Source organism: Streptomyces sp. NPDC054847, assembly GCF_053610925.1.
On the sequence record NZ_JBSGZJ010000045.1, the window covers coordinates 1 to 12,022 of the forward strand.

Annotated in this window: 9 protein-coding genes and 1 pseudogene; 8 read left to right on the top strand and 2 right to left on the bottom strand. The window is 69.7% G+C overall.

Translation table 11 applies throughout. The features are described 5' to 3' along the window. Positions 1-544: 544 nt before the first annotated feature. From katG to xdhC, 4 genes are all read left to right on the top strand, one after another. On the top strand, positions 545-2,734 hold the full coding sequence (gene katG / locus ACWGH4_RS08065) for a catalase/peroxidase HPI (RefSeq protein ID WP_453457182.1): 2,190 nt from the start codon (positions 545-547) through the stop codon (positions 2,732-2,734). 588 nt (positions 2,735-3,322) lie between these two features. Continuing rightward, positions 3,323-4,798, top strand: coding sequence for a xanthine dehydrogenase small subunit (locus tag ACWGH4_RS08070; protein WP_453457185.1), 1,476 nt, complete (start codon positions 3,323-3,325; stop codon positions 4,796-4,798). After that, positions 4,795-7,197: a xanthine dehydrogenase molybdopterin binding subunit gene (xdhB, locus tag ACWGH4_RS08075; protein ID WP_453457188.1), complete on the top strand. Its 2,403-nt coding sequence runs from the start codon at positions 4,795-4,797 to the stop codon at positions 7,195-7,197. The genes ACWGH4_RS08070 and xdhB overlap by 4 nt, the downstream gene beginning before the upstream one ends. A gap of 1 nt (position 7,198) precedes the next feature. Next, positions 7,199-8,008, top strand: a complete 810-nt coding sequence (gene xdhC, locus ACWGH4_RS08080; protein ID WP_453457191.1) for a xanthine dehydrogenase accessory protein XdhC — start codon at positions 7,199-7,201, stop codon at positions 8,006-8,008. 83 nt (positions 8,009-8,091) lie between these two features. Here the strand turns inward: xdhC and rpmF are convergent. Both rpmF and rpsR read right to left on the bottom strand, forming a co-directional pair. Beyond that, positions 8,092-8,238, bottom strand: a pseudogene (gene rpmF / locus ACWGH4_RS08085) (50S ribosomal protein L32). A 7-nt stretch (positions 8,239-8,245) separates the two neighbouring features. Next, on the bottom strand, positions 8,246-8,494 hold the full coding sequence (rpsR, locus tag ACWGH4_RS08090) for a 30S ribosomal protein S18 (RefSeq protein WP_453457194.1): 249 nt from the start codon (positions 8,492-8,494) through the stop codon (positions 8,246-8,248). 161 nt (positions 8,495-8,655) lie between these two features. Here rpsR and rpmB point away from each other — a divergent pair, with 161 nt between their 5' ends. From rpmB to ACWGH4_RS08110, 4 genes are all read left to right on the top strand, one after another. Continuing rightward, complete coding sequence (rpmB, locus tag ACWGH4_RS08095; protein ID WP_441262265.1) at positions 8,656-8,892, top strand: 50S ribosomal protein L28; 237 nt, start codon at positions 8,656-8,658, stop codon at positions 8,890-8,892. Beyond that, positions 8,892-9,197, top strand: coding sequence for a 30S ribosomal protein S14 (gene rpsN, locus ACWGH4_RS08100; protein ID WP_453457198.1), 306 nt, complete (start codon positions 8,892-8,894; stop codon positions 9,195-9,197). Before rpmB ends, rpsN begins: the two co-directional genes overlap by 1 nt. 255 nt (positions 9,198-9,452) lie before the next feature. Next, positions 9,453-10,073 (top strand): TetR/AcrR family transcriptional regulator, encoded by a 621-nt coding sequence (locus ACWGH4_RS08105; RefSeq protein WP_453457201.1) that lies wholly within the window; start codon positions 9,453-9,455, stop codon positions 10,071-10,073. A gap of 29 nt (positions 10,074-10,102) precedes the next feature. Then, the gene (locus ACWGH4_RS08110; RefSeq protein WP_453457204.1) at positions 10,103-11,761 is read left to right on the top strand and encodes an acyl-CoA dehydrogenase family protein; all 1,659 of its coding nucleotides are present in this window, start codon (positions 10,103-10,105) and stop codon (positions 11,759-11,761) included. Positions 11,762-12,022: the final 261 nt, after the last annotated feature.

The window sequence follows — 12,022 nt, forward strand, 5'->3', positions numbered from 1 at the left end:
GTCTCTGCGCCGGGGCCGGATCGCGTTCGGCGACGACTGGCGGCGCTGCTCATGCGGCACCGCGCCGCGAGCTTCGCGACGGTCGCCATCAGAATCCTGTTTCACAGCTTCACCGTTCCATTGCGTGCCGGGCCGGCAATACACATGTCCGCTCCCGTCGCCCGGCAGGGTGATTATCGCGATAAGACGTTTTCCCTCTGCCGCACCCCCGGAGGCCTGGAATGTCGAGAGGAATTGAGGCAATGCCCGAACGGCTTTCGACTTAGGCTGATGTTATGCGCGGGTGCCCTGCGTGTTCTCTTAGCGGTGCGGCCCGCGGTGCGCGACCATACGGACGCCGACACAGACTCGATCATCGGCGTCGTGCATGACGACGGGTCCTCGCCGGCCGCCGAGGCGCGTTCCGTGCGGGCGCGGTCAGGTGTTTCCGGCCGGCGGGCTGCATGGCGCGTCAGAGCGCGGGTCGCGATTCTCGACACCGGCAATGCAACGACGTCAAGAGCAATAAGCCAGCAGAAGGACCGATACAGGAAGAAGGACGGACGTGTCCGGCAGCGAAAGCGAGAACCCGGTAATCCCCTCCCCGACCCCCACGCCGACTCGTCCCAGGACGAACCGGGACTGGTGGCCGAATCAGCTGGATCTTCAGGTTCTCCACCAGCACTCGCCTCTGTCCAATCCGATGGGTGAGGACTTCGACTACGCAGCAGAGTTCGCGACCCTCGACGTCGACGCGCTGAAGCGGGACGTCTTCGAGGTGATGACGACGTCACAGGACTGGTGGCCCGCCGACTACGGCCACTACGGACCGCTCTTCATCCGGATGAGCTGGCACGCCGCGGGAACGTACCGCATCGCCGACGGCCGGGGCGGTGGCGGCAGCGGCGCCCAGCGCTTCGCCCCCCTCAACAGCTGGCCGGACAACGCGAGCCTCGACAAGGCGCGCCGTTTGCTCTGGCCTGTCAAACAGAAGTACGGCCGGAAGATCTCCTGGGCCGACCTTCTCGTTTTCGCCGGCAACTGTGCCATGGAATCCATGGGCTTCAAGACGTTCGGGTTCGGATTCGGGCGGCAGGACATCTGGGAACCCGAGGAGATCTTCTGGGGACCCGAGGACACCTGGCTCGGAGACGAGCGCTACAGCGGCGACAGGGAACTCACGGGTCCTTTCGGCGCCGTGCAGATGGGCCTGATCTACGTCAATCCGGAGGGGCCCAACGGCAACCCGGATCCGCTCGCCGCCGCCAGGGACGTTCGCGAGACCTTCGGCCGTATGGCGATGAACGACGAGGAGACGGCCGCTCTCATCATCGGCGGCCACACGTTCGGCAAATGCCATGGCGCGGTCGATCCCTCTTACATCGGTCCGGAGCCCGAGGCCGCCCCCGTCGAACAGCAAGGCATCGGCTGGCGGAACACCCACGGCAGCGGCAAGGGCGCGGACACGCTCACCAGCGGGCTCGAGGGCGCGTGGACCACGGAGCCGACGAAATGGGACAACGGATACCTGGACAATCTGTTCCGGTACGACTGGGAGCTGACGACGAGCCCCGCCGGTGCGAAGCAGTGGACCCCCAAGGATCCCTCGGCGCAGGGCACTGTGCCTGATGCCCATGATCCGTCGAAGAGGCACGCCCCCATGATGCTGACGACGGACCTCGCGCTGAAGCTGGACCCGGTCTACGGGCCGATCGTGAAGCGGTTCCACGAGAATCCGGACCAGCTCGCGGAAGCGTTCGCCAAGGCGTGGTACAAGCTGTTGCACCGCGACATGGGTCCCCTCACGCGTTATCTCGGCCCGTGGATTCCCGAGCCGCAGTTGTGGCAGGACCCCGTCCCCGAGGTCGATCACGAGCTGGTGTCCGAAGAGGACGTAGCCGCCCTCAAGCGCAAGGTCCTCGACTCGGGCCTGTCCGTGTCGCAGCTGGTCACCACCGCTTGGGCATCGGCGGCGAGCTTCCGCGGCACCGACAAGCGCGGCGGGGCCAACGGGGCACGCATTCGGCTCGCGCCGCAGAAGGACTGGGCGGTCAATGACGTGCCCGAAGTCGCCGAGGTGTTGCGGACCCTCGAGCAGATCCAGCAGGACTTCAACGGCTCACAGGCCGGCGGAACGAGGATCTCGCTCGCCGACCTGATCGTCCTGGGCGGGTGCGCGGCCGTCGAGCAGGCCGCCAAGGACGCCGGGCACGAGATCACGGTCCCCTTCGCACCGGGGCGCACGGACGCCACGCAGGAGCAGACCGACGTGGAGTCGTTCGCCGTGCTCGAACCGCCGGCAGACGGCTTCCGCAACTACCTCCGGGCGGGCGAGAAGTTGTCGCCGGAGACGCTCCTGCTCGACCGCGCCAACCTGCTGACCCTGACCGCTCCCGAGATGACGGTTCTGATCGGCGGCATGCGGGCCCTGAACACCGGTTTCAAGGGCTCCCCCCTCGGCGCTTTCACGCACCGGCCGGGAACGTTGACCAACGACTTCTTCGTCAACCTGCTCGACATGGGCACGGAGTGGAAGACGTCGACCTCTGCCGAGAACGTGTTCGAGGGCCGTGATCAGGCCACGGGTGAGGTCAAGTGGACGGCCACCGCCGTGGACCTCGTCTTCGGTTCGAACTCCCAGCTCCGAGCCATCTCGGAGGTCTACGCGTCCAAGGACGCGGGCGACAAGTTCGTGCGTGACTTCGTGGCCGCGTGGAACAAGGTCATGAACCTCGATCGGTTCGACCTCGCCTGAGCCCGATGTCCCGGCCGTCCGATCACCGGCCGGCCGGGACATCCACGGACGCCGGTCAGGACGGTGCGCGCAGTTCGCTCCGCCGGGCCGGCGTTTCTCGTCCTGGCCGCCGGCACGGGTGACGAGCCACCCGGTGCGCCGCACAAGATCTCCGAAATGGCATCCCGGCCCCTGCGTCCCGTTGCGACCAGGGCGAGGCGCCGCATCCTCGGCTCCGTTGTTCCACTTGGCCTCTTGACCTCTGTGACGCCAGCCACTACTTTGCGGTGGACGCCGACCCGTCACGACCGAAAGGAGGCGACCAGCAGATGTACACCAGCTCTGATCTTGGTCGCCTCGCCCACTGCACGGTCTGGATTCCGGGTCGAATCGCGCACGGCTGCTGACACGCCGTTCTGATGTGCCCTTCCGTGGCACATTCCGCGTTCCCCGCACCTTCCGGGTTTCCCTTCACCGCCTTCCGGCACGTCGCTGTTGCGTGCCGTTCTGCGCCCGCTTCTCTTACGTGGCGCATCTGAACACAGAAAGCTGCCTGAAATTGGCGAACATGATGAACCGATCCGTCGCGCACCGAAACGGTGGCCTGTCATGGTAGCGGCGCGGATCACGGTCAACGGTAAAGAAGCACCGATCTCCCCGGCCGCGCCCCACACGACGGCGCTTGATTTTCTGCGCGAGCGCGGCCTCACCGGCACCAAGGAGGGCTGCGCCGAGGGTGAATGCGGCGCCTGTTCCGTCCTGGTGGCCCGTCCTGGGGTGAACAAGCCCACCGACTGGGTGGCGGTCAACGCCTGCCTGGTCCCGGTCGCGGCGCTCGACGGTCAGGAGATCATCACCTCCGAAGGTCTCGCCACCGCCGGCGAACCCGGCACGCCGTCGACCCTGCACCCGGTGCAGGAGGAGATGGCGGTCCGCGGCGGTTCCCAATGCGGCTACTGCACACCGGGATTCGTGTGCAGCATGGCCGCCGAGTACTACCGACCCGACCGCTGCGCACACGCGGACCCGGACCCGGACTCTGCCGACGGCACCGGCCACGAGCACGGTCCGAACGGTTTCGATCTGCACGCGCTGAGCGGAAACCTGTGCCGCTGCACCGGCTATCGCCCGATCCGTGATGCCGCGTTCGCTGTCGGTACGCCCGACGACGACGACCCACTGGCGCAGCGACGCGAGCAGGCCCCGCCCGCACCGGTTGCCACCGAATACGCCCAGGGCGACAGCGCGTTCCTGCGGAAGAGCACGCTGGCGGAGACGCTGGAGCTGCTGCGCGAGCGGCCCGGCGCCGTGATGGTCGCCGGCTCCACCGACTGGGGTGTGGAGGTGAACATCCGTTCCCGCCGGGCGGATTGCGTCGTGGCCGTCGACCGGCTGCCCGAACTGCGGGCGCTGCGGGTCGAGTCCGACCACATCGAGATCGGGGCGGCGCTGACGCTCACCGAGATCGAACGCCGCCTCGACGGCGACGTCCCGCTGCTGGCCGAGCTGTTCCCGCAGTTCGCTTCACGTCTCATCCGCAATGGTGCGACCCTCGGCGGCAACCTGGGTACCGGCTCTCCCATCGGTGACAGCCCACCGGCGCTGCTCGCGCTGGAGGCGTCGCTGGTGCTCGCCGACGCCGACGGTGAGCGCGAGGTGCCGCTGGCGGACTACTTCACCGGCTACCGGCAGAGCGTGCGCCGTGCAGGTGAGCTGATCCGCGCGGTGCGCATCCCGCTGCCGCTGTCACCGGTCGTGGCCTTCCACAAGATCGCCAAGCGGCGCTTCGACGACATCTCCAGCGTGGCGGTCGCTTTCGCGCTCGACGTCGAGGACGGGATCGTCCGCAAGGCACGCATCGGCCTGGGCGGCGTGGCCGCCACCCCCATCCGGGCCCTCGACACCGAGGCTGCCCTGGAGGGCAGGCCGTGGACGGCGGAGACCGTCGAGGCCGCGGCCCGCGTGCTGCGGGGCGAGGGCACGCCGATGGACGACCATCGCGCCAGCGCCCTCTACCGTTCCGCGATGCTCGGCCAGAGCCTGCTGAAGCTGCACGCACAGACCCCTGAGGCGGTGTCGTCATGAGTCATCTGTCCGAGCGCCCCGAAAAGCCCGTGGTCGGCGTCCCGATGCCGCACGAGAGTGCCTCCCTGCACGTCACCGGCACCGCGCTCTACACCGACGACCTGGTCCAGCGCACCAAGGACGTGCTGCACGCCTACCCGGTCCAGGTCATGAAGGCCCACGGCCGGATCACCGCGCTGCGCACCGAGCCCGCGCTCGCCGTGCCCGGTGTGGTGCGCGTGCTGACCGGTGCCGACGTGCCCGGCGTCAACGACGCCGGCATGAAGCACGACGAGCCCCTGTTCCCCGACGAGGTCATGTTCTACGGCCACGCGGTGGCCTGGGTGCTGGGCGAGACCCTGGAGGCGGCCCGCCTCGGTGCGGCGGCCGTCGAGGTGGAACTCGACGAGAAGCCCGCCCTGGTCACGCTGCAGGACGCGATCGCGGCGGACAGCTACCACGGCGCCCGTCCCCTGATGGTGCACGGCGACGTCGACGCGGGCTTCGCCGACTCCGCCCACGTGTTCACCGGCGAGTTCCAGTTCGCCGGTCAGGAACACTTCTACCTCGAGACCCACGCGGCGCTGGCCCAGGTCGACGAGAACGGGCAGGTGTTCATCCAGAGCAGCACCCAGCACCCGTCGGAGACCCAGGAGATCGTCTCTCACGTGCTCGGCGTGCCCGCCCACGAGGTGACCGTCCAGTGCCTGCGGATGGGCGGCGGTTTCGGCGGCAAGGAGATGCAGCCGCACGGCTTCGCGGCCGTCGCCGCGCTCGGCGCCAAGCTGACCGGTCGGCCGGTCCGGTTCCGGCTCAACCGGACCCAGGACCTGACCATGTCCGGCAAGCGGCACGGGTTCCACGCCACGTGGAGGATCGGCTTCGACGCCGAAGGCCGTATCCAGGCCCTCGACGCCACCTTGATCGCGGACGGCGGCTGGAGCCTGGACCTGTCCGAGCCGGTCCTGGCCCGCGCTCTGTGCCACATCGACAACACCTACTGGATCCCCAACGCGCGCGTCGCCGGTCGCGTGGCCAGGACCAACACGGTCTCCAACACCGCCTTCCGCGGCTTCGGCGGACCGCAGGGCATGCTGGTGATCGAGGACATCCTGGGCCGCTGCGCGCCGAAGCTCGGCCTGGATCCGATGGAGCTGCGCGAGCGCAACTTCTACCGGCCGGGTCAGGGCCAGACGACCCCGTACGGACAGCCGGTCACCCAGCCCGAACGGATCTCCACCGTCTGGCGGCAGGTGCTGGACAACGCCGGCATCGCCGACCGCAGGCGCGAGATCGCCGCCTTCAACGCCGCGCATCCGCACACCAAGCGGGCCCTTGCGATCACCGGCATCAAGTTCGGCATCTCGTTCAACCTCACCGCCTTCAACCAGGGCGGCGCGCTGGTCCTGATCTACAAGGACGGCTCGGTCCTGATCAATCACGGCGGCACCGAGATGGGCCAGGGGCTGCACACCAAGATGATGCAGGTGGCCGCGACCACGCTGGGCATCCCGCTGCACAAGGTGCGCCTCGCCCCGACGCGTACCGACAAGGTGCCCAACACCTCGGCCACCGCCGCCAGTTCCGGTGCGGACCTCAACGGTGGGGCGATCAAGAACGCCTGTGAGCAGCTGCGCGAGCGGCTGCTGCAGGTGGCCGCCGGCCGACTGGGCGCCAACGCCTCGGACGTGCGCATCGTCGACGGCGTCGCGCGCGCCCTGGGCAGTGACGCGGAGCTGGCCTGGGACGACCTGGTGCACACCGCGTACTTCCAGCGGGTTCAGCTGTCGGCGGCCGGTTTCTACCGGACCGAGGGTCTGCACTGGGACGCGAAGTCGTTCCGGGGCTCGCCGTTCAAGTACTTCGCGTACGGCGCCGCGGCGACCGAGGTGGAGGTCGACGGCTTCACCGGTGCGTACCGCATCCGGCGGGTGGACATCGTGCACGATGTCGGCGACAGCCTGTCTCCGCTGATCGACATCGGTCAGGTCGAGGGTGGTTTCGTGCAGGGCGCGGGCTGGCTGACGCTCGAGGAGCTGCGCTGGGACACCAGCGACGGCCCGAACCGCGGACGACTCCTGACGCAGGCGGCGAGCACGTACAAGCTGCCGAGCTTCTCGGAGATGCCCGAGGAGTTCAACGTCACGCTTCTCACGAACGCGACCGAAGAGGGCGCGGTCTACGGCTCCAAGGCGGTGGGTGAGCCTCCGCTGATGCTGGCGTTCTCGGTCCGAGAGGCGTTGCGGCAGGCCGCCGCCGCGTTCGGGCCGAGCGGGGTCAGCGTCGAGTTGGCCTCGCCCGCGACCCCGGAGGCGGTGTACTGGGCGATCCAGGCGGCTCGCCAGGGCGACGCGTCCCTGAACGGGAACGTCCTCAACGGCAAGGTCCGGACCGCCACAGAAGCGCTGAGCGGTGCCTGACATGACGTGGGTCGCCGCGGTCGCGCGGTTGCGGGCCCGCCGGGAGTCCGGCGTGCTGGTGACCGTCGCGACCGTACGCGGCCATGCCCCCCGCGACGCCGGTGCGAAGCTCGTTGTGGGGCAGACCGAGACGTGGGGCTCGATCGGTGGCGGCAATGTCGAGGCCGTCGCGATCGACCGGGCCCGGGAGATGATGGCCGCGTCCAAGCCGGAGCCGGAGCTGATCGATTTCGCCCTGAACGACAAGGTGGTCAACCAGCACGGCGTGCAGTGCTGCGGCGGCACAGTCTCGGTGCTGCTCGAACCACTGCCGGTGGTAAGGGCGGTGGCGATCTTCGGCGTGGGGCACGTCGGATTGGAACTGGCGCGCATCCTGGCACGCCAGGACCTCGATCTCCATCTGATCGACAGTCGCTCCGACATGCTCACCAAGGAACGGCTCGACGTACTGGCGGACTCGATGGCGCAGGTGCACGTGCATCACACGCCGCTGCTGCCGGAGGAGGTCCTGGCGGAGTTGCCGCGCGGCACGCACATCCTGATCATGACCCATGATCACGCCGAGGACGCAGCTCTGTGCGACGCTGCCTTGCGCACGACCCATCTCGGCTCCATCGGGCTGATCGGGTCGGCGGCCAAGTGGGTGCGGTTCCGCAAGCGCCTCACCACCGAGGGCGGTCACGACGAGGCCACCATCGGTCGGATCAAGACCCCGATCGGGCTGGCCGACATCACCGGCAAGGAACCCGCGACCATCGCTGTGAGCGTCGCGGCCGATTTGCTCCGTACCTTCGAATCCGAGGCGAACTGACCCTCCGACCGGACCGGCAGGGGTGTCCCGCGCTTGTGCGAACGCGCGCATGCGGGGCACCCCTGCCGGCGTGACGACAGCCGTCACTCCAACTGTCCTCGGCCATACCGAGGCACGGGGTGGCTGACGCCGTCGACCGTGACCGGTACGAGCCGGGGCGTGCCGGTCTTTCACTGGGAGCGGCGGTGACGAGTGTTGCTGCGGGACATCTTCCGCCTGGGAACAGCCATCAAGGAGTCAACGCCCGCCGGCGTTACCGGCATAGGGCAGCAGGGCCATCTCCCGGGCGTTCTTGATGGCTGCGGCAAGCCGGCGCTGCTGCTGCGCGGTGACGCGGGTGACGCGGCGGCTGCGGATCTTGCCGCGGTCGGAGATGAACCTGCGCAGCAGGTCGGTGTCCTTGTAGTCGATGTAGGCGACTTCGGCCGCCTCGAGCGGGTTGGGGCGGGGCTTTGTGTGCTTGCGGGTTTCCGGGCGGCGGGCCATGCGTGTTGCTCCTTGGGCTGCTGGGAGTGCTCAGAAGGTCAGGCGGGACCGAGGAGCTGTTCGACGCCGCTCTCGGCCCGGTGCGCCATGAGGCTAGTATATGGGAACGATTTCCATTACCAATAAGTAGTGGATGCCGCAGAGAGAGGCAGGTACCACCCATGTCCGCCCACTGCCAACTGACCGGCGCGAAGCCGGGCTTCGGCAACACGATCTCCCATTCGCACCGGCGCACCTCGCGCCGCTTCGACCCGAACATCCAGCGCAAGCGCTACTGGCTCCCGAGCGAAGGGCGCAACGTCCGTCTGACCTTGAGCGCCAAGGCGATCAAGACGGTGGACGCGATCGGGATCGAGGCGGCCGTGGCACGGATCCGGGCGCGCGGAGGGAAGGTCTGATGGCGAAGAAGAGCAAGATCGCACAGAACGAGAAGCGCAAGGCGATCGTCGAGCGGTACGCCGCCCGGCGGGCCGAGCTCAAGGAGATCGTCCGCCGCCCCTCGTCGACCCAGGACGAACGCCTGACCGCGCTGGCGGAGTTGCGCCGGCAGCCGCGCAACGCAAGCGCCACCCGCGTGCGCAACCGCGACAGCGTGGACGGCCGCCCCCGCGGCTACCTGCGCAAGTTCGGTCTCTCCAGGGTCCGCACCCGGCAACAGGCGCACGCCGGCTTCTTGCCCGGCGTGACCAAGTCGTCCTGGTGACGGAACTCGCCTGACGCCAAGGCCCCGGAGTCCTGCCGTCGTACGCGCCGGCGGGCGCCTTCCTCTCAGCGCGGTCCGTCGCATCCGGCATGCCGACGGGCCGCGCCGAGCGCTCCGTCGGACCAGCGGTCGGCACTTCGGGCAGGCGGTGACGCTGTCTGGCGGGCGCAGAGACGCCCACGTTCTCCACGGGGTTCCGAGCCGGTGACCCCGGGGCCCTTGTCCGGAAACTATGAATGGTGGTTCACTTCTTCCATGGCCTACCGCAAGACCCCGGCCGAGATCCGCCGGCTCGAGGCGGCCCGGGAACACCTCGTCGCCCGTGCCACCGACGTCGTCGCCGACGCGGGCTGGGCGCACGCCTCCGTGTCGGCGGTCGCCGAGGCGGCCGGCATCTCGGCCGGCTCGGTCTACCAGCACTTCCCGTCCAAGGCGGCGCTCGCCGTCGAGGTTTTCCGGCGCGCCGCGGGGCGGGAGGTCGAGGTCCTCGGCGAGGTTCTGCACGCCTCCGGGACCCCGGTCGAACGACTCGTCGCCGGTGTCCGGATGTTCGCCCGCCGTGCCCTGGAGAACCGTGGGCTTGCCTACGCCCTGCTCGCCGCCCCGGCCGAGCCGGCGGTCGGCGCCGAACGCCTCGACTTCCGCCTCCGCTACCGCGCCCTGTTCGCCGAAGTCGTCCGCGAGGGCATGGCGGACGGGCTCCTGCCACCGCAGAACGCGGAGATCACGGCCGCCGCCCTCACGGGCGCGATCGGTGAGGTCCTGGTCGCGCCGCTGGGCACGCCGGAGGAGGACGACACCGACGGGCTCCTCGCCGAACTCACCGCCATGGCTCTGCGCTGCGCGGGCGCCGCCCCCGCGGCGCCGCGACCGTGACCAGACCCACCGCCCGGGAGGGAAATCCCATGACCGCACCCGCCGCACCCCGCAGCAATCCGACGGCAGCCACGCACGAGGTGACCAACCAGCCCCCACCGCTGACCGGTCACGACGTCGCCGACGACCCGGTGCTGATCGAGGGCGTGCGCCGCGAAGGCGCAGCGTGGCATCTCGACGACCTGCACCGCTTCGGGCGGCTCGTCGGCAGCGAGGAGGCCCAGCTCTGGGCGGACCAGGCCAATCGCATCGAGCCCGTGCTCCGTACCCATGACCGCTACGGCAACCGCATCGACGAGGTCGAGTTCCACCCCGCGTACCACTCGCTGATGGACGTTTCCGTGGGCGCGGGCCTTGCCGGGGCGGCCTGGGCCGACGACCGCCCGGGCGCCCACGTGGCACGTGCCGCGAGCTTCATGCTCGCGAGCACCGTGGAGCAGGGGCACCTGTGCCCGGTCTCCATGACGTACGCCGTGGTCCCGGCCCTGCGCCACGCGCCCGACCTCGCCAAGGTGTACGAACCGCTGCTCACCAGCCGCGTCTACGACCCGGGGCTGCGCACACCCGCCGGGAAGCGCGGCCTGCTCGCCGGCATGGGGATGACGGAGAAGCAGGGCGGCACCGATGTCCGCGCCAACACCACCACCGCCACGGAAGAGGACGACGGCACCTGGCGGTTGCGCGGACACAAGTGGTTCACCAGCGCGCCCATGAACGACCTCTTCCTGGTGCTCGCTCAGGCCCCCGGTGGTCTGTCCTGCTTCCTGGTGCCGCGCGTGCTGCCCGACGGCAGCCGCAACACCTTCCGTATCCAGCGCCTGAAGGACAAGCTCGGCAACCGCTCCAACGCCAGCAGCGAACCGGAGTTCGACGACACGGTGGCCTGGCTCGTGGGCGCCGAGGGCAAGGGCGTGCGCACGATCATCGACATGGTCACCATGACCCGCCTCGACTGCGTGCTCGGCTCCGCCGCCGGCATCCGTGCCGCGCTCGCCCAGGCCGCGCACCATGTGCGCCACCGGGCGGTATTCGGGGCCAAACTGATCGACCAGCCGCTGATGCGCAACGTCATCGCCGACCTGAGCCTCGAGTCGGAGGCCGCCACCACCCTCGCTCTGCGCCTGGCCGGCGCCGCCGACCGGGCACAGCGCAGCGACGCACAGGAGCGTGCCTTCCTGAGGCTCGCGACCGCTGTCGGCAAGTACTGGGTGTGCAAGCGCCAGCCCGTCGCCGTCGCCGAGGCGCTGGAATGCCTCGGCGGGAACGGCTACGACGAGGCGTCCGGTATGCCGCGCCTGTACCGGGAGGCCCCGCTGAACGGCATCTGGGAGGGCTCGGGCAACGTCAATGCCCTCGACATGCTGCGCGCCCTCACCCGCGAGCCCGACTCCCTCGACGCCTTCCGCACCGAGGTAGAGGCCGCCACGGGCGCCGACAGCCGCCTGGACGCGGCCTGGCGCGAGCTGCAGGGCGAACTCGTCCTCACCGAGGACGCTCCGCTGCGGGCCCGTCGCCTCATCGAGCGCGCTGCCCTGGTGCTGCAGGGCTCCCTTCTCGTCCGCCACGCCCCGGCGGCCGTCGCGGACGCGTTCTGCGCGTCTCGCCTCGCAGGGGACCAGGGCCTGGCCTTCGGCACGCTGCCTGCCGGGACCGACTTCGCTGCCCTGCTGGAGCGGCTCCCGCGTTGAGGGCCTTCCTGACCGGGCGATCCCGCCGATGCCGCTGCGCGACTGCCCCTGGACGTCCGCAGCGGCACGAGCGGTGAACCGCCCCCGCCGGCGCTTCGCCGCGCGGCGGGCGGGTGCCGCTCGGAGGAACGGCCAGCTCCGGACGCACCGGCCAGGCGCCGCCCCGCTCCGCCTCGTTGCACCGTGGCCTCCCTCCCGGACGACGCGAGCGGTCGACGCCGACACTCAGTGCCACCCTCCCCCGGTCCCCGTGCCGGTACG

Coding starts and splice junctions, on each gene's coding strand:
- ACWGH4_RS08070 (WP_453457185.1), top strand. CDS start 3,323: ATGGTAGCGGCGCGGATCACGGTCAACGGTAAAGAAGCACCGATCTCC.
- xdhB (WP_453457188.1), top strand. CDS start 4,795: ATGAGTCATCTGTCCGAGCGCCCCGAAAAGCCCGTGGTCGGCGTCCCG.
- xdhC (WP_453457191.1), top strand. CDS start 7,199: ATGACGTGGGTCGCCGCGGTCGCGCGGTTGCGGGCCCGCCGGGAGTCC.
- rpsR (WP_453457194.1), bottom strand. CDS start 8,494: ATGGCCCGCCGCCCGGAAACCCGCAAGCACACAAAGCCCCGCCCCAAC.
- rpmB (WP_441262265.1), top strand. CDS start 8,656: ATGTCCGCCCACTGCCAACTGACCGGCGCGAAGCCGGGCTTCGGCAAC.
- rpsN (WP_453457198.1), top strand. CDS start 8,892: ATGGCGAAGAAGAGCAAGATCGCACAGAACGAGAAGCGCAAGGCGATC.
- ACWGH4_RS08105 (WP_453457201.1), top strand. CDS start 9,453: ATGGCCTACCGCAAGACCCCGGCCGAGATCCGCCGGCTCGAGGCGGCC.
- ACWGH4_RS08110 (WP_453457204.1), top strand. CDS start 10,103: ATGACCGCACCCGCCGCACCCCGCAGCAATCCGACGGCAGCCACGCAC.